The organism is Cupriavidus sp. PET2-C1 (assembly GCF_054515855.1).
The window spans coordinates 4,045,894-4,066,807 of record NZ_CM137259.1; the positions used below are offsets into that span (position 1 = coordinate 4,045,894).

The window sequence follows — 20,914 nt, forward strand, 5'->3', positions numbered from 1 at the left end:
ATGTTTTACTGTGCGAGCACTTTATAACTTGTAAGCTAAAAGACCGAAGTCTTCCGCATCCGCTATCAAGCGCCCACACTTATCGGTTGTTTGTTTGTTAAAGAACTGGCCGCGGTTCGCTTTGCTTACCGCGTCGCTGCGTTTGCTGCAGCAGAGAAACGAGATTATGAAGCGTGATCATCGTTTCGTCAACAGGTTTTTTTCTTCAGCTCGCTGCGCCATCCGCGCCGCCAACCACCCCTGCTGACCCCGCAACCCTTGTCCCGTCTGCTTTGCAGCGGTGTTTCGTGTTGCGAGGGGGCGAATCATAGGCGCCGCCCTCGGCCTTGGCAAGCGTTTTCTGAAATGATTCTGGCATCAACAGAAAAGCGCCGCAAAAGGCTTGTGGAGGCTGACCGGCACCACCAAGCCGCGGCGCTAGCCGGCAGCCATCTGATTACGGCAAACTATGGCCGCCGGCCTAGCCTGGGTGGCACACGATGAAGTCCGCCGCCGCGCCCGCGGGTCACTCTATTTAGAAGGAGGAACTTGCATGACCATCCGCATCGTGAAGCTGGGTTCGCCCCGAGAGCCTGACGAGGGAATCCGCATCGGCACCGTACGCCGGCCGCCCCGGGGCGTGCCGAAAACCGAGTTTGCTAAGCGGGACTACTACGATGTGTGGTTTCCGAACCTCTCGCCCTCCGCCGAACTGGTTGCACAGGCCTTGGACATACAGGCCGGAGGGGACGAAAAGGCATGGCGGGCATTCGAGCGGCACTTTCGTGCGGAAATGGCACGCCCGGAAGCCAGCAGGACACTGGATCTGCTGGCCGCGATGTCACAGCAAACGAATTTCTCGATTGGCTGTTACTGCGAGCACGAGGAAAGATGCCACCGCTCTATATTGCGCGCCCTGCTGGCGGCGCGCGGCGCCGCCTTATCCTAGGCCGTGCGCTCAAACCGCCTTTTGGCCGCGCACGCACTGGCGGCGGACCAAGGAGCGCAGGCTAGGCCAGCGGATAGGCAGGAGCGGGGTGCAATGGCGCACAGCGTCGCGCTCGGCATAGTGGGCCAGCAGTTGCTCGCCAACCGACTGCCGGAAATAGGCGGGCGTCGGGTAGTCCATGGTCAATCCCTATTGTGGTTCATCAGGATTGACAGTATACCGAATTTTGGTGCACCGCGTCATTCCGAGGCTCGCAAACGCCCCATTCCCGGGCATTGGGTAGCTGCGAGAGCGGCCAAAATGCCAATGGAATCAACGAAAAGCAGCGCTACGGCGGCGACAGGTGCTGACTTGACCCGGTGCGGAATCGCTTTCGTATATCGAATACTATCTACCAGCGCTCAAGAACCCGCAGCGCCGGCCTCGGCCACATCTTCGGCTGCCTTGGCAGCGCTGTAGACGTGCCGCGTCGCCAACAGCGCCGCCAGATCCGCATCGCCGGCGATGACGGCCTGCAGGATCTGCGCGTGCTCTTCCCAGTTCTGCCGGGCACGCGTCACGTTGGCCGGCGCGAACAGCAGGCCCGTGCGCTCCCGGAGCGTACGCACCATATCCTGCAGCACGCTATTGGCCGCGATATTGCCCAGCACCTCATGGAAGCGGGTGTTCAATTCGATGAAGCGCTCCGAGCGTCCGCTCGCGGCGGCCTCGGTGCCCTGGCGCAGCACTTCGCTGAGCTCGGCGATCAGGGCAGGATCACGGCGCTGGGCAGCCAGCTTGGCGTTTAGCCCCTCCAGGGTTGCCCGCACTTCGACCATTTCCTTGGCGATGTTCGGCGACAGCGTCGCCACCGAGGCGCCCCGCCGGGGCTCGATGCGCACCAGGCCTTCGGCGGCAAGCGCGCGCAGCGCTTCCCGCACGGGGATGCGCGACACGCCGAGTTCAGTGGAAAGCTTGTTTTCGACCAGGCGCTCGCCTTGGTTGTATTGCCCGCCGAGGATGCGCTCACGCAACGTATCGGTCACCAGGGCAAACAATGGGGAGTGCTGGGCGCCAAGGCTGGCGCCGGCGGAATCCGAACCAGGAAGTGCGTGTTCGGTACCATGGGCGTCGGACATAGGTTCTGGCTTGGTCAGCGAGACACTGTCCTCGGGTGTGGCGCGCGGGCGAGCCATCGCGGACAGGTGTCATAGGGATCAGGGACCGCGGCGCTGGCCCGGAAGGCTGAGGGGCAATGCGACCGCGGCGGTATTGTCCGCATTGTATACCGGCGCACTACGGTTTTTGCGCAACACATTGCCAGTGCCAAGGCTCACGCCGGGGCGCGCCGGCCCTGGCAGCACGCGCCACCCATGTGCCGGGGGCACGGGTCCGGCAGGCTATGATGCGTAGCCTCTCCCAAACCCCGCCTGCGATTCGCCGATGGCTCTTAACCTGGTCTGGCTCTCCTTCTTCCTGCTCGCCTTCGTCGTCGCCTGCATTCGTGTGGCGACAGGCGATACCGCAGTGTTTCCGGCGATGCTCGCAAGCCTGTTCGACAACGCACGCACCGCGTTCGAGATTTCGCTTGGCCTGGCGGGCGTCATGAGCTTGTGGCTGGGCATCATGCGCATTGGCGAACGCGCCGGCGTCGTCGACGTCTTCGCGCGCGCGGTCAATCCGCTTTTGCGCCACTTCTTCCCTGGCGTTCCCCAGGGCCACCCGGCCCAGGGCGCGATGATGATGAATGTATCGGCCAATATGCTGGGGCTCGACAACGCGGCGACGCCGCTCGGCCTCAATGCCATGCGGGAGCTGCAGTCGCTCAATCCGCACGCTGACACGGCCAGCAACGCGCAGATCATGTTCATCGTGCTGAACACGGCTGGCTTGACGTTGATCCCGACTTCGGTGATCGCCATGCGGCAGGCGATCGCGGTCAAGCAAGGCCTGGTCGGGTTCAATGCCGCGGATATCTTCCTTCCAACCCTGCTCGCCACCTGCGCGTCCTGCGTTGCCGGCTTGCTGGCGGTGGCCTGGGCGCAGCGGCTCAACCTGCTCAAGCCTGCCGTGCTGGCCGCCTTCGGGCTGCTGGCGGCGGCTGTCGGCGGACTCTTCCTCTGGCTGCGGCACGCGCCCCCGGAACAGGTGAGCACCGCCACCGCCCTGGCTGGCAGCGGCTTCATCCTCACATTGATCGTGGTCTTCCTGATTTGCGGTGCCGTGCGCGGCATCAATGTCTACGAGGCCTTCGTCGACGGCGCCAAGGAAGGCTTTGGCGTGGCTGTACAGATCATTCCCTATCTGGTGGCAATCCTGGTGGCGATCGGGCTGTTTCGGGTGACCGGCTGCATGGATGTCTTGATGCAGGGCCTGAGCACCGCTTTTGCCTGGCTGGGCCTGGACACCGCCTTCGTCCCCGCGTTGCCGGTCGGGTTGATGAAAATCCTGTCTGGCGCGGGCGCACGCGGGCTGATGATCGACGTCATGAGCACCTATGGCGTCGACTCGTTCCAAGGCAAGCTCGCCGCGATCATCCAGGGCTCGACCGAAACCACCTTCTATGTGCTCGCCGTGTACTTCGGCAGCGTCAACGTCCGCAACACACGGCACGCGCTTGCCTGTGCCTTGTTCGCCGATCTTGTGGGATTGTGCGCCGCGGTCGGCATCGCCTACCTGTTCTTCCGCTGAAACGGGCACGCCGTGCCGCGATAAACCAGACGAATTGCTGACAAACACTCGACGAAAAAAGGGCAAAAGATGAGAAAAAACGAGCTTCCGATGTATTAGGTCGCCACTTTGTTGCTCATATACAACATGTTTGTGAAGCCAGACACGCTTGGCCTATATGCCGCTTGGTGCGACGCAGCAAATCATATATAGTGGAGTCTGTCTCCTCCACCACCTCGGTGGATTCCAGCCCGCGCACGAAACTGCGCGGGTTTTTTTTGCCCGCGTTTTGCCAATCGCCATGGTTTGCCCTTGCTGTGGCGGCTCACGGCACCGGCCGCAGCCGATCCTGCCCAGCGCACCAAAGAAGCTCAGCCGCTGCACCAAGAGAAGGCCAGGCCGCACCGCTCCGGGGTGAAACCTCGAATTTCGCGCAGAATGTTGCGACGCAACATTCGATCCCGTAGAGTCAACCTATCTCTTGCGCCTGGCAGGGCGAATCTCCGCCTCGCAGCGCCCACCCTTCTTGCCGACATGATTTCCGCGCTGCGCCTGCCCCGCCCCGATGCTTCGATGTTGCAAAGAGGCCTGGTCTACGCCTTCTCGTTCCTGGTCCTGGCCGGCACGGGATGGCTTACCGGGGAAGCTGGCTATCTGTGGGCGGCAACGGCTTCTATCTGGACCTGCCTGGCCGATCGCCGCGGCACCGCCGCCGAACGGCTGGCCGCACTGGGCTCCGTCGGCATTGGCGGTGCGGCCGCATGTGCCCTGGGCACCGCTGCAGCGGTGACGCCGTGGACAGCGCTGGCCGTGGTGCTTTTCGCTGGGCTGGCCGCCGGGCTGGCCGAGACCCGCGGCCCCGTGCCCGCGCTGTCGGCCAAGCTGCTCTACGTGGTGCTGATCGCCTCCTGCCTGCAACCGGCGGGCGAGGCCGAGCTGGCTGTGCGTGTGCTGGCCCGCAGCCAGGAATTCCTGCTCGGCGGCATCTTCGCCTGCGTCGTCAGCCTAGCCCTCATCCGATCCGCTCGCGACACGCGGCCGCGCGCCGAGATACTGGCGGTGTTCGATGCGTTGCTGCGTTTTGCTTCCGATCTGGCGGCCGATGCGCCCGTGGGCGATGCGACGGCCATCAAGCGCGACATCCGCGAACGTATCGAGGCTGCGCATCAGGCGATCAACATGCGGCGCAGCCTGAGGGACCCGCTTGGGCTGATGCACTATGCCTATGTGGTGAGCTTGGCCGATGCCATGTTCGCCCTGTTGATCGTTGCCGCCGAATTGCGCAGCCGGGCCGATGACGCAGGCCCCAAAGCCGGTGACACGGGCAGTGCGGAGCACCTGCCGCTGCGCCACTTGCTGCGCTGCGTCACCGATGTCCGGGAGCAGGCCTGCGAAAGTCTGGCCCATCACGCGCCTGACCTGCCGTCGTTATGCGCGGCGCTGGCCGGCGAACTGCGCCGCCTGCATGCACCGCTGGCCAATGCCGGGGCGCCGCCGTTGTACCAGGCTGCGTTGAGCGCACTGGCCCGGTATCCGGCCTTCAGCGACTGGCGCCGCGAGTACCGTTGGCCACGGCGCACCATGCGCCGGACATGGCAACGCTGGCGCGCCGTGGTTGCGGAGCACACCGCCCGCGATGCCCGCGTGGCCCGCCATGCGGTGCGGCTGGCACTGGCTGGCAGCCTGAGCCTGATGCCAGCGCAGTTCTGGAGAGTCGATCACGGATACTGGGTGGCGGTCACCGTCATCATGGTGCTTAGCCCCCAGTTGCAAACCACGCGCAGGATCTCGTTCCTGCGCTTCGCGGGATCCCTGGCCGGCGCGCTGCTCGCCTGTGCCATCGGCCTGGCTCACCCGCCGGCGCCGCTGGCCCTGGCAATCAGCGCGGCCTGCCTGGCGGCCGCCTACACGTGCCGGCTCGCCGGCAGTCCCGGTGCCTTCGCGATGTGCCTGACACCCGCGGTAATCCTGTTCTCGTGGGTCGGGGCCCCAGCGGCGGACAGCAGCCACTTTGCCGCGCTGCGGGGCATCGACACGGCGCTGGGCTGCCTGATCGCCCTGGCCAGCTACTACGTGCTGGCGCCGCGGGCCGAGCTGTCGCGGGTGTATCGCCATAGCCTCGACGCCCTGGTGGCAAACGCAGCGTACCTGCGGGCAGCATTTGCCGGCGCCAGCGCGTTCACTGCCTCGCCCACGCGCTCGCCCGCACCGACGCAGACACGGCTGGAAACCTTGCGCATGGCGGCCGGACGTACTTCCAGCCGGGCGGATCAAACCTTGCAGCAGGGCGCGGCAGAGCTCGCTCCAGAGCTGGCCCGCGAGTACGCCCAGCTGCACCTGGCCTTGCGGCGCATGGCAGCGCTGGCTGGCTTGGTGCGCGCCGGGCTAGAGGGCCAAGCGGGCAAAAGCCAGCCGGAACCGGCCACGCAGGCAGTCCTGCAAGGCCTCGCCGCGCAGCTGTCGGACCTGGCAGCCAACCCCGGCGCAGGCGTGACTTCGCTTGCAAGCGGGTTCCTGCCTGATTCCGCGGCGCCGCTGGACCGGTTTCTGGTTGAACAGGCCGGCTTCGCCTCGGCCCAGCTCAACGCCGCCCACGCAGCCGTGGCCGCCGTGCACCGGCTGGCTGGCAGCCAGCCCAAACCCAACGGCCCGCGTTTGCCATATCCGGGTTGATGACGGTCAAAGCCCAGCACTCCACGTTCATCGCGGATCGGAACGATCTCCTAGAATGGTTCCATCCCTCAGTGACCGGTGTGAGCACGCCATGCCCGAAATATCCTTTCCCCGCAGCGTTCCCACCTACTGTGCGGCTAGCCTGACCCTCTCCTGCCCCGCCACTGTCAACGGGCAACCCACCTTGTATTCGATCACGGCCGAGGCGCTCGAGACCCATTTCGGCGCCCGCTCCCCGCGCGAGGAGGACCTGGTGCGGGCGTTCACCAGCCATCGGCAGCGCATCGAACGCATTGCCGAAGGCCTGTTCGAACTCACCCAGGCCCGGGAAATCCTGTTACGCAGCGGGCACGTCCGATTCGCGGGCTGAAGGCTCAGCCTTCCGCCGCCTGGCCGCGCACCAGGAGCACCGGCACGCTGGCCTGCCGGATCACGGACTCGGCCACGCTGCCCAGGACCAGCCTGCGCACGCCACGCCGGCCGTGGGTGCCGATCACGATAAGGTCTGCACCCCACTCGGCGGCGGCATCGTTTACCGCACTGGCAATGTCCCCCCCCACGGCCTGCTGGGTGACCAGCCGCGTTTCGTGGCGCACGCCCTGCGCGCCGAGGCGTTGCGCGGCAGCCGCCAGCGCGCGTTCGCCGCTGTCAGCCAGCGCTTGCAGCACAGGCGTTGGGTCGTAATACGCAACATCGAACATAAGCTGGCCGTTGTCCACGACATACAAGGCGAGGACTTGCGCGCCCCCGGTGCCCGCGATCCGGATTGCCTCGGCAAGTGCCAGGTCGGAAGTTGCACTGCCGTCCACTGCCACCACAATCTTCTTATAAGCCGCATTCGTCATTGCCATTTTCTCCAGAAAAACAACGGATAGTGGCGGAAGCGGCATCGCATTCCGCCGGATTCGATACTACTCACCCCCGTGCGACGCGGGCGTTGCGTGCGCGCCCGAGTCCACGATCACGAGGTAGCGCCCGGGCCGGGCTACCGGCGCCCGGCCCGGCGCCAGGACCCAAAGCGAGTCACCGCGCTGCGCGGCGGCCAGGTAGTCGGCATCCAGCAGCCCATAGTGGTCAAGGAGGCGATTCAGGGTGGCGGGGATCCGCACGCATCCCTTGGACGCCGGGTGGCCCAGCCGAGATTCAAGCCGGTCCGGATCGGTGGCATGCATCTGCAAGCGCATCTGGCTCTCCCCGCCCTTGCCCCAGCCACGTTGGGCATCGACCCAGCCGAAGTCATAGATGCGCATCCCGCTGACGCCGTAGCCGCGGATGCCTTTTTCGTTGTAGGTACCCTCGGCGCGGAAATCCATGTTGTCCATGCTGTGGCTGAATACACCGGTCGGGGTGATGAAATGATCGAAAGTGCCTGGCTTGCCTGTCGAGACGGGCGCGGCGCCCACCCACTGCCAGGGCGCATCGTCGGCGGGCCGCGCGAACAGCATGGCGGCCTGGACGCGCGGGTTGCGATCGACCAGCACAGCCCAGTCACCCGCATCGGCCTCCCGCCCGTCTGCCTGCAGCGCGGACGCCAGCAAGCCGGCATACCGCACGGCGACGGCCGCCGGGAGGCTGAGATGGCGGGACACCTGTTGCGCAAATGCTTGCCGGACCATGCTGAGCTCATTGGCGGCGGCGAGTGGTGGCTGGAACGCCACCAGCGCGGCTAGCGCCAATGGCGCCAGACGTCTGAAGCGAGCGAGCCAGCGCCGAAACCCTTTGACGCGGGCCCGCCCAAGGCGAGCGCACGGCATGATTGCCTCCTTAAGACAGGCGTTGCGGCTAAACGCCATGGTTGACGTTTAGCCGGCGCGGCGCCTTGCGCAGGATCAAGCTCCACGCATGGAATCGCTCCGACGGCGCCGCCGCCGTCCCGAAACGGTGGACGGTCTACTTATATAGACCGCGAAGGCAACGACTATTTCCGTTGTGTATGCCAGACGCCGCTTCCCGGGGACGAAGGATCGCCAGCGCACCGGGCGTTGCGGCTCAGCCGCCGCGTTTCGTGCCTTACGCAGGTCGCATCCATATACAATCACGCCCATGCAATACATCCATGTCGTCAACGGCGACGTAGCGGGCAACACGCTACGGCAAGCCCTCGCCCAGGCCGCCAGGCCCGACCCGGTCGTCGTGCTTCGCGACGACCTCGCCGTCGGGCCGCTGGCCGACGTCGATAGCAGCGGGCTGATCCGCTCCGGTTTCTGGCAGCGCGTGGCGCCGCACAGCGACATCGACTTCGCCGCCGAAATGCATCAGGCGCTGGACCAGCTGCATGGCCTGCGCAAGGATGAGCTGGAAGTTGCCATCTGGCATGGCCAGAGCGCTTCCGACCAGCTGATGCTGCGCCGGGTGGTGTTTCACCTCTACCAGTCGCCCCAGCGCATCAATGAAGTGGCCATGGACCTGCGCGAGCTGGAAGTGCCCGCGCGCGGCAACCTGGCCGCTATCGGCATGTATCCCGCGGCCCGGCTGGCGCGGCGCTTCTCCACCATCGCCCCGGTCTCGGTCCTGCGCCTGGGCCGCCTGGGCTATGAGTGGCAGCAGAACGTCAAGGAAAACGCCGACGTGCGCCTGTGGAAGGGCAATACGCTGGTGCCAGCGGCCTACCACACGGTCGACGAAGTGATCCTGGAGCGCGCCCCGCTGGAATGGGCACCGGCCGCGCAATTGGTGGGCGGCGTGATGGGCGCCATCGAAGGCCTGCTGGCCAGCGACTGGTTTGTGTTCTGGCGCTGCCGCGAGCTGATCGGCGCCGGCCAGCTGGTGCTGCGCGGCAATGCCGAATCCCTGCAGACCTGCGAGCTGCGCCGCAACCTGTCCGCCGGCGGCGAGTAAAAAGAAAAAAGGCGAAGGTCTCCATGGCCCGTACCAAGGCACCCGATTTCGAGGCGCAGCGCGAGCAGATCCTGGACCTGGCTGCCGCCGCCTTTGCCGCCAGCAGCTACCCCAGCACCTCGATGGCCGACCTGGCTGCCGCCTGCGGCACCTCCAAGGCCCGGCTGTACCACTATTACGAGAGCAAGGAGGCGATCCTGTTCGATCTGCTCGACCGCTACACGCGCCGGCTGATGCTGATCGTGACCGAGGTCGAGGCGGAGGCGGAACGCCAGGGACACAGCGAGCTGGATAGCTTCTCCAACCTGATCCGGGCCTTCCTGGCCGAGTACGAGACCTCGCAGACCCGGCATGTCGCCCTGATCAACGACGTCAAGTTCCTCGCCGAGGAGCAGCGCGACCAGATCCTCAAGCGCGAGCGCGACGTGGTGGCCGCCTTCTCCCGCCAGCTGCGCCGGGCCTATCCCGAGCGCGTCAACCGCGACAACCAGGCCGCGCTGACGATGACGGTGTTCGGCATGATCAACTGGACCTTCACCTGGCTCAAGCCGGGCGGCAAGCTGTCGTACGCGGAGTTCGCCGAGATGGTGATCGACCTGCTGGCGGGCGGATTGCCTGGCGCCCGCGCAGAGCCCGCGGCGCGGCTGCGCGGTGTCGAGTAACACATATTCATAGGCAATGCCGGCGCCATTGCAGCGCCGGCGCGGCACTCAGGACCAGTCTTCCTCTTCCCGCTGGCGGCGCTGATCGCGGTCCTGACGGAACATTTCCTCCAGTTCGTCACGCGCCTGGCGCGCCAGCGAGACCAGCTTCTTCTGGTCCGTGTAATGCGGGTAGAAGCGCTCGATCGCCGCGATGTTATGCCGGCGAAAGCGCAGCGCGACCGAGCGGGCCTGCACGGGATCGTAGCCCAGCCCCTCCAGCACGCGACGGCCCAGCAACAGCGAGCCCTCGAACACTTCGCGCTCGAACAGATGCACGCCGCGGTCCTTGAGCTGGTAGACGTGCGACACATGGCGCGCCCGCGCGTAGATCTGCAGGTGCGGGAAACGCGCTCGCACGCTGTCGATCAGCGCAAGGCTGTCCTCCATGCCATCGATCGCCACCACCAGGATGCGGGCCCGCTCCGCGCCCGCGGATTCAAGCAGGTCCATGCGCGTGGCGTCCCCGTAGAACACCTTGAAATCGTACTGGCGCAGAAACTCGATCTGGTCGGGATCGTGGTCCAGCACGGTCACGCCGATCCCTTGCGCATAGAGCAGGCGGCCGATGATCTGGCCAAAGCGGCCAAAGCCGGCGATCAGCACGGGGTTGTCCTGCGGCGCGATCACGTCGTCCGGGCGCCGCGCCAGGCGGGCCAGCCGGGGCGCCACCAGCCGGTCGAAGGCCAACAGGAGCAGCGGCGTGGCCACCATCGACAGCGCCACCACCAGCACCAGCAGCGCCTCGATGCGCGCCGGCAGCAAGCCGGCGCCGCCCGCCACGCCAAACACCACGAAGGCGAACTCGCCGCCCTGTGAAATCAGCAGCGCAAACAATAACCACTGGCCGCGCGCGATGCCAAAGCGCGGCGCCAGCAGGGCAAGCACCACCGTCTTGAGCAGCACGAAGCCAACCACCAAGGCCGCCACCTGCACTGGCGCCTGCATCAGCACGCCGAAGTCGATCGACATGCCTACCGCCATGAAGAACAAGCCCAGCAACAGGCCCTTGAAGGGCTCAAGGTCGGCTTCCAGCGCATGACGGTACTCCGAGTCCGCCAGCAGCACACCGGCCAAGAAGGTGCCCAGCGCCATCGACAATCCCACCGCGTCCATCATCAGCGCGATGCCCACCACGAGCAGCAGCGCGAAGGCGGTAAACATCTCGCGCATGTCGGTGCGCGCGATAAAGCGCAGCGCGGGGCGGACCAGATAGCGCCCGCCCACCACCACGGCGCCGATCACCCCGACCGCCTTTGCCGCCCCAAGCCAGCCCGCCGCGCCGGACGCGCCGGCGTCGGCGCCACCGGCAGCCAGCAGCGGCAACAGCGCGATCATCGGGATCGCGGCGATGTCCTGGAACAGCAGGATGCCGAAGCTGGCGGCGCCCGCCGGCGTGCCAAAGAGATTGCGTTCGGTCAGCGTGGCCAGCGCGATTGCGGTGGACGACAGCGCCAACCCCAGGCCCGCCACCAGTGCGACCTGCCACGAGGCCCCGACCAGCGCAGCGACGCCGCCGAGCAGGATCGCGCAGGCCGCCATCTGGGCGCCGCCATAGCCGAAGATCACGCGGCGCAGCGCCCACAGCTTCTTGGGCTCGAGTTCCAGGCCGATCACGAACATCATCAGCACCACGCCAAACTCGGAAAAATGCAGGATGGATTCGACGTTGGTCACCAGCCGCAGGGCCCACGGGCCGATCGCCACGCCGGCCAGCAGGTAGCCGAGCACCGCGCCCAGGCCAAAGCGGCGCGCCACCGGCACCGCCACTACCGCGGCCACCAGGAAAACCACCAGGGCCACCAGGAAATCATGTTGTTCCATGGCGCGCTCCTCAGCTTGCGGCGGCGTTGAAGGCAACGCCACGGGCGCCGTCCGCAATGCCGCCCAGCACACCGGTGACCCGGCCGATATGGTCGGCCAGCGCCTGGGCATCAGCCTGGTTGGCATCGTGCAGCACCAGCGGCGAGAGCCAACTCATGCCGCACAGCACGGCGGTCTGCTCCAGCGGCAGCATGTATTCCTCGATGCTGTGGCCGTGCGTGCCGTCGGGCCCGTAGGAGTCGGCGTGGCCACCGGTGCTGGCCACCACGAGCATGGACTTGCCACGCAGCGCCGTACCGCCGGGGCCGTAAGCCCAACCACTCTCCAGCACTTCGTCCACCCACAGCTTGAGCAGCGCCGGCATGCTGTACCACTGCACCGGGAACTGCAGCACCAGCGTGCCGGCCCGCGCGAGGGCGCGCTGCTCAGCGACCACGTCGATGTCGTAGTCGGTATAGCTGGTGTAGAGATCGTGCACGGTCACGCCGGGCAGGCTTTCCAGTGCCGCCGCCAGCGGACGATTGACGCGCGACAGTTGCGGCCTGGGGTGGGCGTAGATAACGAGAATCGGGGGCTCGGCCTTGGGGTCCACGAAAAATCCTGAGAAATCGGCTGCGCAATGGTAGCCGTGAGGCACAAAAAGATGTGCATAAAGCACTTATATCTGTGAATAACTGGGACTGCATCACCGCGAGGCAGGGCCAATCCCGTGCCCCGGCCTGGCGAAAGCTGATATGCGGCGTTGCAGCAAACCCACATCATCGGGCAGAAAGCGCCCTTCAAGCATCACACAACTCATTGATTTATATAGATTTAGTTGGAATTTACAAAATCGAACAAGGTTGATGCGATGCTCACCTTACGTGGAACTGACAAATCCACTACAATACTTTTTGCATTGCAGCAAGATAGTGTTTGCCCTTGTAGCCCGACCCATTTGTCGAAAGTGCATGGCTGAACACCCGCTGAGTGCTATTTTTATACCTGATTACGTCGCAAGGAAAACAAAGTGAATCCGCTCGAACTGAGCAAGGCCGTCGGGGCCGTATCCGACGAAGATCTCCGCCGTGCAGCCGCAGCAGCGCAAGCCTCGCATCGCCCCACCACCTTGGTGCGCGAGCTGGCTGCGCATCATCGCTCGCGCCTGCTGAAGCATTTCCTCGCCCTGGGCGAGGAGGATCGCCTGCTCCGTTTCGGCCAGTCGGTTGGCGATCATGTGATCGAAGCCTACGTCGACAGCATCGATTTCGACCACGACACCGTGTTCGGCGTGTACGACGAGCACCTGGAACTGATCGGCGTGGGCCACTTTGCCAACCTGCGCGACAACACGCAGGGCCGCGTTGCCGAGTTCGGCGTCTCCGTGTCGCAGAGCGCACGTGGCCGCGGCATTGGCAGCTCGCTATTCGAGCGTGCGGCCATGCACGGCCGCAACAGCAATGTGCGCACCCTGTACATGCACTGCCTGTCGCGCAATGCCGCCATGATGCACATTGCCAAGAAGGCCGGCATGAAGGTGCAGTATGCGTACGGCGAGGCCGATGCCTACCTTGAGCTGCCGCCTGCCGATACCGTCAGCCGCCTGACCGAGGCGCTCGACGAGCAGGTTGCCGACCTCGACTACATGCTGCGCCGCAACCTGCGCGATGCGCGCCGTTTCGGCCTGCGCTTCTGGCGCTCGATGGTGCCGCAAAAGCACACCGCCTGAGCGAAGCCTGCCGGCATCGTACCGATGGCGCGCCCGCCCGGCGCGCCATTTTCTTTGGCGCCGGCGATGGCCGCGAGGCCCTCAGCCTCCTGGCACCGGCAAGGCCGTGGTGTCCTTGATGCATTCGAGGGCAAAGCTCGATCGTACGTCGATGACCGCCGGATGGGCCAGCAAGTGGTCCTTCATGAAGCGTGCGAAATGCTCCATGTCTTCCACGTAGACCTTGAGCAGCAGGTCCATCTCCCCGGTCATGGCGTGACAGGCGGCCACTTCCGGCCAGATCTCGATGGCAGCTCGGAACAAGTCCAGCGGCGCCTTGCCTTTGGGCGCGCCCCCGTGCTTCTCGAGCCGTACGTTGATATAGGCCAGCAGCCCCAGCCCGATCCGGCCGGGTTCCAGCAGCGCCGCGTACTGGCGAATCACGCCAACCTCCTCCAGCCGGCGGATGCGCCGCAGGCACGGGCTGGGCGACAGGTTCACGCGCTCGGCCACTTCCAGGTTGGTCAGCCTCCCGTTGGTCTGCAGCACCTCCAGGATCTTCCTGTCGATCTTGTCCAGCTCCACCTTGCTCACGATATTGTTGCTCCGCAATATGTTTGTCGGCAATTTTTTTGCGCAAATTTAGCAAACCGTGCACAAGTACGCAATTTTTTATGGTGACCTGTCTCCTGCGGCGTCCTTTCGCCCTGCGCGATCGCCTTCCGGGTGCAAGATGCCGCCGCGACGTACAGCCATGCACAGGAACGGGGCGTCGGAGACTGCCATGGCAAATGCGACCCGATCGCCCCGGACGTGCCGGCCTTCAGGGGCGTGGACTATCCGCTGACCCGGCAGGTCGAGGGTTCCGAAGGCAAGGATGGTGCCAACGCTGGCCGGTGCCGCCAGCCACGGCGCAAAAAAAAAGCGCGGCCGGCAACGGTCGCGCTTTTTTCATCTGCCCACGGCGCGGCGCGCCGTGGATCCTGCCTCAATCAGTCACCGCGATCAGCCACCGCTGCTCGACGGCGCTGCCGGGTTGGACTGGCTACCGCGGGGCATCCGCTGCATCCGCTGCTCGTGCATCTTCTGCATGCCAGCGTGGATCTCGTCCAGCGTCAGCTTGCCATCGTGGTTGGTGTCGAACTGGTCGAAGTACCTGGCCAGGTGAGGCATCCCGGCTTGCACCTCTGCCTTGGTCAGCGCACCGTCGCCATTCTTGTCGGCCGCCTTGAAGCGGGCATCGAGCTCGGCCCGCATCTCGGCACGGCGCTGCTCCATCATCGTCTTGCGATAAGCAGCCAGCTCGCTCTTGTCGAGCTTGCCGTCGTGATTGGTGTCGATCTTGTTGAACAGCGCGTCGGCCTCCGCCTTGGAGATCGTGCCATCGCCGTCGGTATCGACCGATTTGAACCACATGCCGCCGCCATGCTCCATATGGTGGCGTTCCGGGGCCGGCGCGGCGGGGGCAGTGGTCTGGGCGAAAGCTGCGCCGCCCATCGCCAGGAACACGGCCGAAGCGGCCATGAAATTCCGGATCGAACGTGCCTTGAGATTGCCTTGCATGTCTTTGCTCCTTTTTCGTCTCGGTGGACTGGTAGGGATTAGAGCGCACGCCAGGCTGGAAAGTTGGTCCACCTAATACGTTGTTACGCGGCTCACAGTTAAGCACCGCCGGCGTAAACCACTGAAAGTAAAGTAAACAAGTTGGCGCAGCGCTGTTACAAGTCAGTCTTTGGCAGAGATAGGTTCGCTGCCGCCCTGGGACTGCTGCTGCGGCAAGGACTGCGGCGGGGGTGCGGGGATGGGCGTGGCGGGCACCGGCATCGGCGTGGATAGCGGCGCCGCCGCGCCTGCCGGCAAAGCCGGCTGCGCGGCCGCCGCGGGACCGCGCGTGACGATGGCCGGGACCGGCAGCGCAATTTCCTGGCGCACGCCATTGCGCTCGATCACGACCCCGCGATCGCGGATTTCCGTCAGCCGGAGCTGCGGCGACAGCGCGGTGCCCGCGCGCACCGCCTTGGGCGGGCCGCCATCCAGCGAGACAATGGCCGCCCCGGCACCGCTGCCAATGTCGGCAACCACACCGATCAACTGCACATCGCGCACGCCGGACTGCGCGTTGCCGCCAAACAGCGTGCCGGCCGCGCCGGTCTCCACCGCCTCGGTCTGCGCCACGCGGGCCGCGTTCGGCACGGCAATGGTCTGCATCGCGCTGAAGGTCAGCGCCCAGCGGGTGGCCAGGGCGCATAGCGCGACGAACAGCACGAGCGCGGCCAGTCGCGGCAGCCAGAGGCTGGAGGGGTTGAAGCGAAGGGCGGGCCGCAAGGAGAGTTGCACGGAAGTGGGCTGGTAGACATCAAAACGCCAAGCCTACCAGAGCCGCATGACAGCTGTCTGCCTCCGTCAGGCCCGCGACGCATCGGCACGCCAAGGCAAAACGATGCGTTGCGCGCATCCCGCGCCGTTTCGCCGCGGGTGAACATGCAAGCACTCGCTCGCAAAGTCGTCATGAAGTGGCGGTTATACTGTTTGACCACTGGATCGCCACCACGCGGATGCAACGCGGATGTAAGCAGGCGCTCCGCCAGATATTCCATAAGGCTAACCATGATGCGCAGGAACGTTGCCACCCTTCCCGACTCTTCCCCCCGCCTCGGCCGCCGCCGTGTCCGCGGCTTTACCCTGATCGAAATCATGGTCGTGATCGTGATCCTCGGCGTGCTGGCCGCGCTGGTGGTCCCGAAGATCATGAGCCGCCCGGACGAAGCCCGTATCGTCGCTGCGCGCCAGGACATCTCCTCGATCATGCAGGCGCTCAAGCTGTACCGCCTGGACAACAGCCGCTATCCCACCACGGAGCAAGGCCTCGCGGCACTGGTGGCCAAGCCCACCACCGAGCCCGTGCCCAACAACTGGAAAGGTGGCGGCTACCTGGAAAAGCTGCCCAAGGACCCCTGGGGCCATCCGTACCAGTACCTGAACCCGGGCGTGCGCGGCGAGATCGACGTGTTCAGCTTCGGCGCCGACGGCCAGGCGGGCGGCAGTGGCAACGACGCCGATATCGGCAACTGGGAATAAGGAACCACTGCCATGATCCGGGCCAGGCGCGCAGCCATGAGCACCTGGCCACAGGCAGGGCAAGCTCACGGCCATCGCGGCCGCGGCTTCACCTTGCTGGAACTGCTGGTGGTGATGGTGATTGCCGGCATCGTGATCTCGCTGGTAGCCGTCAATGCCGCGCCCAATGAGCGCGGCCGCGTGCTCGACGACGGACAGCGCATTGCGCGGCTGTTCGAGCTCGCCCAGGAAGAAGCCCAGCTGCGCGCCCGGCCGATCGCCTGGGAGGCCGATACGGTCGGCTGGCGTTTCCTGCAAGCCACGCCGGCCGGCTGGGCCCCGCTCGCCGGGGACGTGTTCGCGCCGACCAAATGGCGCCTGCAGCTCGACAGCGTGGCCGTCACCGAAGGCGGGCGCGGCAACGGCGGCGCGCGCCTGGTGTTCGGGCGCGAGCTGATCGAAGGTCCCCAGCATGTCGTGCTGGTGCGCGGCGGCATCCGTATCGACGTGGCCAGCGACGGTGCCGGCCGCTACTTTGCCAGCACGCCATGACGCGCCACCCAAAATCGCCGCCCTGTGCGCGCAGCGCCCGGTGCATGCCGGTGCGCGGCTTCACCCTGATCGAAGTGCTGGTCGCCCTGACCATCCTGGCCGTGGCGCTGACCGCCGCCATGCGCGCGATGGGATCGATGATCGAGGCGGGCTCGGCCTTGCAGTCCCGCATGCTGGCCGAGTGGAGCGCCGAGAACCACCTCGCCACCCTGCGCCTGTCCAAGACCTGGCCCGAGCCTGGCACGCGCGGCTACGCCTGCCCGCAAGGCGGCGTGGAGCTGTACTGCGAAGAAACCATCTCGGGCACGCCCAACCCCTCTTTCCGCCGCGTCGAGATCGCGGTCTACCCGTCCGGCGCCGACAAATCCGTGCGCCTGGCCTGGCTGGTCACCATCGTTCCCAATGAAACGCGCAACCTGCTTTAAACGCGTTAAGCGCCCTAAGGGCCTCCAGGGCCTTCAGTGCCTTGGGCGGCCACGCCAGGCCGTGGCCATGCGCGGCTTCACGCTGCTGGAAATGCTGGTGGCGATCACCTTGCTGGCGGTGATCGCCGTGATCGCGTGGCGCGGCCTGGACGCGATGACGCGCGGCCGCGAGCGCCTGACCGACCACGACAACCGCCTCAATTCGCTCAAGCTGCTGTACGGCCAGTTCCAGTCCGACTGCGAGCACCTGACCAGCCCGACCCTGCTCCAGGGCAGCCCGGTAGAGCTCGGCAACGGCCAGCTGTTGATGGTGCGCGACCGCCGCGAGGAGGGTCGCCCCAGCCAGTGGCAAGTCGTCGTCTATCGCCTTAACGGCAACACGGTGGTGCGCGCGGCCAGCCCGCCGGCGGACAACCGCAGCGCCGTGCAGGCGGCGATGATCACGCTGCGCCAGGCGGGCGGCGGCGGCAACCTGGCACGGCCGCTGGTTGGCGATGCCGACAGCCTGTCGGCGCGCGTCTGGGTCGAACCCGGCGGCTGGCAGGCCGAGAACGGCCGCGTCGCCGCCGCGCTGCTCAGCGGCAACGCTAGCGCCAGCGCGGTAGCCGCCTCCGGCGTGAGCGCCAGCCTGGGCGTCGCCACCACGGCGGTGCGCGCGATCGAGCTCAACCTCACGGCGCGCATGGGCGACGGCGACACGCCGCGGCGCTTCCAGAAAATCTGCATGACCGGCCTATGAGCAAACGCCCCGCTCCCCTTGTGCCGGCCGGCCGCCGCCAGCGCGGCGCCGCCGTGGTCACGGCCCTGCTGGTGGTCACGCTGGCGGTTGTGGTGGTATCCGGCATGCTCTGGCGCCAGCAGGTGCAGATCCGCTCCATCGAGAACCAGCGCCTGCTGGCCCAGGCCAGCTGGATCGAGCGCGCGGCCGTCGACTGGGCCCGCCTGATCCTGCGCGACGACCAGCGCCGCACCAGCGTGGACCAGCTCGGCGAGCCCTGGGCAGTGCCGATCGCCGAGACCCGTCTGTCGGACTTCCTCGGCGCCGGCCTGCGCACCGACCAGGAAGGCGAAACCTCCTTCCTGTCGGGCCGGATCCTCGACGCCCAGGCCCGCTTCAACCTCTCCAACCTCGTGCTGTGGACAGCCAGCGAGTCCCAAGGCCAGATCGCCACCATCGACGCCCCCAGCCTGGCGATCTATCGCCGCCTGCTGCAGACGCTGGGCCTGAACGCCTCGCTCGCCGAGCCGACTGCCCGCTACCTGGTCAGCGCCGCGGGCGCCAGCAACGCCGGCAGCAGCGACAGGCAGCGCGGGCTGCGCCCGCCCGACGACGTCAACGACCTGCTCGCCATTCCGGGCTACACGCCGGAGATCGTGGCAGTGCTGGCGCCCTTCGTCGACGTGCTGCCCGAGCGCACGCTCGTCAATGCCAATACCGCCGAGGCCGAAGTGCTGGCCGCCGTGATCGACAAGCTGCCGCTGGACCGCGCCCGCGAAGTGGTGCGCCAGCGCGACCGCGCCTATTTCAACAACATTGGCGACCTGCAGACGCAATTGCGCACGCTGGCGCCGCAGGCCGACCCCAATGCGGCCACCAGCACGCTCGACGTACGCACCCACTATTTCCTGATCTACGGGCTGATCCGCCACGAGCGCGCCAGCCGCATGCAGGTCTCGCTGGTCTACCGCGGCGAAGCGCTGGGCAATGCCAACACCACCCGGGTGGTCTGGGTGCGCGATATCGACCGGATGCCGGAGCAGCGCTGATGCGTGCAACCCCTCGTCCGTGTGGCCGTCGTGGCTGGCGGATTTTGGGATCATGCTGTCGGATCGCCCGGGGCGAAGAGGGTTACCGCAGGTGGCCACAAGGGGCAGGCCCGGGCCTCCCAGGCGCCCCGCGAAACGCCTGCCGGCGCCCTTCCCGGACCTTCGGCCAGCAGCATCAGACAGATACGTATTGACGCCAATTCGTCACACAGGCAAGGTATGCTCCGGCCCGGCGGAAGCGGTAGTCCATGGCTCCGGTCGCCCGCCTGTCCTGTGCCGCCGGCAGTATCGCAGCCGGCATCAGCCATGCAAGCAGCGCCGTCCGCTGCATGGGCCGCATGCCCCCGCTATCGTTCATTGACGCCACGATCGGCGCTGTAGCAAGGAAATCTTGAGCACCACCCTGTACGTCCGCCTGCCGCATCGGCCGCACGACCAGCCGCAACCCTGGCACTTCGGTGCCGTGCCGTTTGCCCTGGTCCGCACGGCCGTGGCCGACCGTAGCCACCGGCAAGGCCCCCAGGCGGCAGGGCAGCTGTTGCGCGAAGGCCACGCCACCATCGCCGAACTGCCGCCCGCCGAGCGCCTGGTCCTGATCATGGCCGCCAGCGATGTGCTGCTTACCGGAGCCACGGTGCCGCCGCTCGCGCCGGCGCGGCTCAAGCTGGCGCTGCCGAACCTGGTCGAGGAAGTGCTGGCCACCGATGCCCAGCCTTGCCATATCGCCGTGGGCCCGGCCCTCGACGCGCTGCAGGGCAAGGCGGCTAGCGGCTCGCGCCGGCGCTTGCTGATGGTGACGGACCGCGCCTGGCTGCGCGCCGTGCTGGACGCCTTTGCCGAGCATCGCCACCGCCGCCGCCACGTGTTGCCGGCGCAGTTGTGCCTGCCCCAGCAGCCCGTGGCGCAGCCCGCCGAGCCCGGCGCGGATTCCGCCGCCCCCCCCTTAGCGGCCAGCGCGGCCCTGGCCACGCTGGCGCTCGAAGCCGCGTCGCTGACCAGCGCATCGCCCTTGTTTGAAACGGAAGGCGTACCTGCGCCAGCCGAGCTTTCGCGCTATTGGCAACTGACCGTGCGCAGCAGTGAGTACGCCGGCTACGGCCTGCTGCTAGGCTCCGAGGCGCTCGCCGCCTGGCAGGGACTCGCCCCCGCCGGTGACTGGTACGCATCAAAGGACGCCTTGGCGCAGGTGGCGCCGCCGGGCGCGCACCCGCTGGACTGGCGGGTATGGATCGAAGGGGCGCAGGCCAGCCTGCGCGAGCCCGCGCTCGACCTGGCCCAGTTCGAATTCGCCCAGGGCCGTGCCGACCGCTGGAACCTCAAGGCCTGGCGCCTGCCGCTGGCGCTGGCTGCCGGCCTGGTGCTGGTCCAGTTGATCGGCATGAACGTGCATTGGCTGCTGCTGCGCCAGGAGGCGCAGCGCCTCGCGGCCGGCCAGGAACAGACGTTGCGCAGCGCCTTTCCGCAGATCCCCGTGGTCATCGATCCGCCGCTGCAGATGCGCCGCCAGGTCGAGCAGCTGCGCCTGGCGAGCGGGCGCAGCACGCCAGACGATTTCCTGCCGCTGGCCGACCGCTTCGGCCAGGCCGCGCGCCAGCTTGCGCCGGACGCGCTGCTGGCGCTCGAATACCGCGGGCATACCTTGTTCGCCACGCTCAAGCCTGGCACCGACACCAACGCGCTGCGCAGCGCGGCGCGCCAGTCCGGGCTGGCCATGGAAGCCGACAATAGCCCGCCCGACGCCGCGCGCGCCAACGCACCGGCCGGCACGCGCTGGTCGATCAAGCCCAGCCTGTGAGCGCGGAGCGCCAAGTGA

At 66.6% G+C, this 20,914-nt stretch carries 22 protein-coding genes; 13 read left to right on the forward strand and 9 right to left on the reverse strand.

Translation table 11 applies throughout. The features are described 5' to 3' along the window. Positions 1-532: 532 nt before the first annotated feature. Positions 533-928 carry a DUF488 domain-containing protein gene (locus ACX12D_RS18360; RefSeq protein ID WP_459372193.1) on the forward strand — a complete coding sequence of 132 codons (396 nt, stop codon included), beginning with the start codon at positions 533-535 and terminating at the stop codon, positions 926-928. Between the two features lie 9 nt (positions 929-937). Here the strand turns inward: ACX12D_RS18360 and ACX12D_RS18365 are convergent, their stop codons facing one another. Together ACX12D_RS18365 and ACX12D_RS18370 are read right to left on the reverse strand one after the other, a co-directional pair. Next, positions 938-1,108, reverse strand: a complete 171-nt coding sequence (locus ACX12D_RS18365; protein WP_459372195.1) for a hypothetical protein — start codon at positions 1,106-1,108, stop codon at positions 938-940. Positions 1,109-1,329: 221 nt separating this feature from the next. After that, positions 1,330-2,046 carry a GntR family transcriptional regulator gene (locus ACX12D_RS18370; RefSeq protein WP_441637533.1) on the reverse strand — a complete coding sequence of 239 codons (717 nt, stop codon included), beginning with the start codon at positions 2,044-2,046 and terminating at the stop codon, positions 1,330-1,332. A gap of 304 nt (positions 2,047-2,350) precedes the next feature. Here ACX12D_RS18370 and ACX12D_RS18375 point away from each other — a divergent pair, with 304 nt between their 5' ends. The 3 genes from ACX12D_RS18375 (at position 2,351) to ACX12D_RS18385 (ending at position 6,620) form a co-directional block, all read left to right on the forward strand. After that, complete coding sequence (locus tag ACX12D_RS18375; RefSeq protein ID WP_459372196.1) at positions 2,351-3,598, forward strand: nucleoside recognition domain-containing protein; 1,248 nt, start codon at positions 2,351-2,353, stop codon at positions 3,596-3,598. A gap of 552 nt (positions 3,599-4,150) precedes the next feature. After that, positions 4,151-6,250: an FUSC family protein gene (locus tag ACX12D_RS18380; RefSeq protein ID WP_459372197.1), complete on the forward strand. Its 2,100-nt coding sequence runs from the start codon at positions 4,151-4,153 to the stop codon at positions 6,248-6,250. Positions 6,251-6,341: 91 nt separating this feature from the next. Beyond that, positions 6,342-6,620, forward strand: a complete 279-nt coding sequence (locus ACX12D_RS18385) for a DUF1488 family protein (RefSeq protein WP_459372198.1) — start codon at positions 6,342-6,344, stop codon at positions 6,618-6,620. Positions 6,621-6,624: 4 nt separating this feature from the next. On the opposite strand, the gene ACX12D_RS18390 is transcribed toward ACX12D_RS18385, so the two are convergent. Together ACX12D_RS18390 and ACX12D_RS18395 are read right to left on the reverse strand one after the other, a co-directional pair. Next, positions 6,625-7,095: a universal stress protein gene (locus ACX12D_RS18390; RefSeq protein ID WP_459374057.1), complete on the reverse strand. Its 471-nt coding sequence runs from the start codon at positions 7,093-7,095 to the stop codon at positions 6,625-6,627. Positions 7,096-7,161: 66 nt separating this feature from the next. Continuing rightward, positions 7,162-7,866 carry a L,D-transpeptidase gene (locus tag ACX12D_RS18395; protein WP_459372199.1) on the reverse strand — a complete coding sequence of 235 codons (705 nt, stop codon included), beginning with the start codon at positions 7,864-7,866 and terminating at the stop codon, positions 7,162-7,164. Between the two features lie 427 nt (positions 7,867-8,293). Between ACX12D_RS18395 and ACX12D_RS18400 the strand changes: the two genes are divergently transcribed. Both ACX12D_RS18400 and ACX12D_RS18405 read left to right on the forward strand, forming a co-directional pair. Beyond that, positions 8,294-9,088 (forward strand): DUF1835 domain-containing protein, encoded by a 795-nt coding sequence (locus tag ACX12D_RS18400; protein ID WP_459372200.1) that lies wholly within the window; start codon positions 8,294-8,296, stop codon positions 9,086-9,088. Positions 9,089-9,111: 23 nt separating this feature from the next. Next, positions 9,112-9,750, forward strand: a complete 639-nt coding sequence (locus ACX12D_RS18405; protein ID WP_459372201.1) for a TetR family transcriptional regulator — start codon at positions 9,112-9,114, stop codon at positions 9,748-9,750. Positions 9,751-9,798: 48 nt separating this feature from the next. Here ACX12D_RS18405 and kefC read toward each other — a convergent pair whose 3' ends face one another. Further along, on the reverse strand, positions 9,799-11,613 hold the full coding sequence (gene kefC, locus ACX12D_RS18410) for a glutathione-regulated potassium-efflux system protein KefC (protein WP_459372202.1): 1,815 nt from the start codon (positions 11,611-11,613) through the stop codon (positions 9,799-9,801). A gap of 10 nt (positions 11,614-11,623) precedes the next feature. Further along, positions 11,624-12,205 carry a glutathione-regulated potassium-efflux system oxidoreductase KefF gene (gene kefF / locus ACX12D_RS18415; protein WP_459372203.1) on the reverse strand — a complete coding sequence of 194 codons (582 nt, stop codon included), beginning with the start codon at positions 12,203-12,205 and terminating at the stop codon, positions 11,624-11,626. 417 nt (positions 12,206-12,622) lie between these two features. On the opposite strand from kefF, the gene ACX12D_RS18420 reads away from it, so the two are divergent. Beyond that, positions 12,623-13,321 carry a GNAT family N-acetyltransferase gene (locus ACX12D_RS18420; protein WP_150991152.1) on the forward strand — a complete coding sequence of 233 codons (699 nt, stop codon included), beginning with the start codon at positions 12,623-12,625 and terminating at the stop codon, positions 13,319-13,321. A gap of 81 nt (positions 13,322-13,402) precedes the next feature. Here ACX12D_RS18420 and ACX12D_RS18425 read toward each other — a convergent pair whose 3' ends face one another. The 3 genes from ACX12D_RS18425 to ACX12D_RS18435 all read right to left on the reverse strand — a co-directional run bounded on the left by ACX12D_RS18425 (position 13,403) and on the right by ACX12D_RS18435 (position 15,637). After that, positions 13,403-13,894: an Lrp/AsnC family transcriptional regulator gene (locus ACX12D_RS18425; RefSeq protein ID WP_043352404.1), complete on the reverse strand. Its 492-nt coding sequence runs from the start codon at positions 13,892-13,894 to the stop codon at positions 13,403-13,405. 411 nt (positions 13,895-14,305) lie between these two features. Continuing rightward, complete coding sequence (locus tag ACX12D_RS18430; protein WP_441637514.1) at positions 14,306-14,863, reverse strand: EF-hand domain-containing protein; 558 nt, start codon at positions 14,861-14,863, stop codon at positions 14,306-14,308. A gap of 162 nt (positions 14,864-15,025) precedes the next feature. Next, positions 15,026-15,637, reverse strand: coding sequence for a hypothetical protein (locus ACX12D_RS18435; RefSeq protein ID WP_459372204.1), 612 nt, complete (start codon positions 15,635-15,637; stop codon positions 15,026-15,028). 273 nt (positions 15,638-15,910) lie between these two features. On the opposite strand from ACX12D_RS18435, the gene gspG reads away from it, so the two are divergent. The 6 genes from gspG to gspL all read left to right on the forward strand — a co-directional run bounded on the left by gspG (position 15,911) and on the right by gspL (position 20,896). Then, entirely contained in the window at positions 15,911-16,378 is a 468-nt protein-coding gene (gspG, locus tag ACX12D_RS18440; protein WP_441637549.1) for a type II secretion system major pseudopilin GspG, read from the forward strand. A 36-nt stretch (positions 16,379-16,414) separates the two neighbouring features. Continuing rightward, positions 16,415-16,909, forward strand: a complete 495-nt coding sequence (locus ACX12D_RS18445; RefSeq protein WP_459372205.1) for a GspH/FimT family pseudopilin — start codon at positions 16,415-16,417, stop codon at positions 16,907-16,909. Continuing rightward, complete coding sequence (gspI, locus tag ACX12D_RS18450) at positions 16,906-17,334, forward strand: type II secretion system minor pseudopilin GspI (RefSeq protein ID WP_459372206.1); 429 nt, start codon at positions 16,906-16,908, stop codon at positions 17,332-17,334. Before ACX12D_RS18445 ends, gspI begins: the two co-directional genes overlap by 4 nt. A 67-nt stretch (positions 17,335-17,401) precedes the next feature. Further along, positions 17,402-18,073: a PulJ/GspJ family protein gene (locus tag ACX12D_RS18455; protein WP_459372207.1), complete on the forward strand. Its 672-nt coding sequence runs from the start codon at positions 17,402-17,404 to the stop codon at positions 18,071-18,073. Continuing rightward, on the forward strand, positions 18,070-19,101 hold the full coding sequence (gene gspK, locus ACX12D_RS18460; protein ID WP_459372208.1) for a type II secretion system minor pseudopilin GspK: 1,032 nt from the start codon (positions 18,070-18,072) through the stop codon (positions 19,099-19,101). The genes ACX12D_RS18455 and gspK overlap by 4 nt, the downstream gene beginning before the upstream one ends. Before the next feature lie 391 nt (positions 19,102-19,492). Then, entirely contained in the window at positions 19,493-20,896 is a 1,404-nt protein-coding gene (gspL, locus tag ACX12D_RS18465) for a type II secretion system protein GspL (protein ID WP_459372209.1), read from the forward strand. Positions 20,897-20,914 lie beyond the last annotated feature (18 nt).

Coding starts and splice junctions, on each gene's coding strand:
- ACX12D_RS18360 (WP_459372193.1), top strand. CDS start 533: ATGACCATCCGCATCGTGAAGCTGGGTTCGCCCCGAGAGCCTGACGAG.
- ACX12D_RS18365 (WP_459372195.1), bottom strand. CDS start 1,108: ATGGACTACCCGACGCCCGCCTATTTCCGGCAGTCGGTTGGCGAGCAA.
- ACX12D_RS18370 (WP_441637533.1), bottom strand. CDS start 2,046: ATGTCCGACGCCCATGGTACCGAACACGCACTTCCTGGTTCGGATTCC.
- ACX12D_RS18375 (WP_459372196.1), top strand. CDS start 2,351: ATGGCTCTTAACCTGGTCTGGCTCTCCTTCTTCCTGCTCGCCTTCGTC.
- ACX12D_RS18380 (WP_459372197.1), top strand. CDS start 4,151: ATGTTGCAAAGAGGCCTGGTCTACGCCTTCTCGTTCCTGGTCCTGGCC.
- ACX12D_RS18385 (WP_459372198.1), top strand. CDS start 6,342: ATGCCCGAAATATCCTTTCCCCGCAGCGTTCCCACCTACTGTGCGGCT.
- ACX12D_RS18390 (WP_459374057.1), bottom strand. CDS start 7,095: ATGACGAATGCGGCTTATAAGAAGATTGTGGTGGCAGTGGACGGCAGT.
- ACX12D_RS18395 (WP_459372199.1), bottom strand. CDS start 7,866: ATGGTCCGGCAAGCATTTGCGCAACAGGTGTCCCGCCATCTCAGCCTC.
- ACX12D_RS18400 (WP_459372200.1), top strand. CDS start 8,294: ATGCAATACATCCATGTCGTCAACGGCGACGTAGCGGGCAACACGCTA.
- ACX12D_RS18405 (WP_459372201.1), top strand. CDS start 9,112: ATGGCCCGTACCAAGGCACCCGATTTCGAGGCGCAGCGCGAGCAGATC.
- kefC (WP_459372202.1), bottom strand. CDS start 11,613: ATGGAACAACATGATTTCCTGGTGGCCCTGGTGGTTTTCCTGGTGGCC.
- ACX12D_RS18430 (WP_441637514.1), bottom strand. CDS start 14,863: ATGCAAGGCAATCTCAAGGCACGTTCGATCCGGAATTTCATGGCCGCT.
- gspG (WP_441637549.1), top strand. CDS start 15,911: ATGCGCAGGAACGTTGCCACCCTTCCCGACTCTTCCCCCCGCCTCGGC.
- ACX12D_RS18445 (WP_459372205.1), top strand. CDS start 16,415: ATGAGCACCTGGCCACAGGCAGGGCAAGCTCACGGCCATCGCGGCCGC.
- gspI (WP_459372206.1), top strand. CDS start 16,906: ATGACGCGCCACCCAAAATCGCCGCCCTGTGCGCGCAGCGCCCGGTGC.
- ACX12D_RS18455 (WP_459372207.1), top strand. CDS start 17,402: ATGCGCGGCTTCACGCTGCTGGAAATGCTGGTGGCGATCACCTTGCTG.
- gspK (WP_459372208.1), top strand. CDS start 18,070: ATGAGCAAACGCCCCGCTCCCCTTGTGCCGGCCGGCCGCCGCCAGCGC.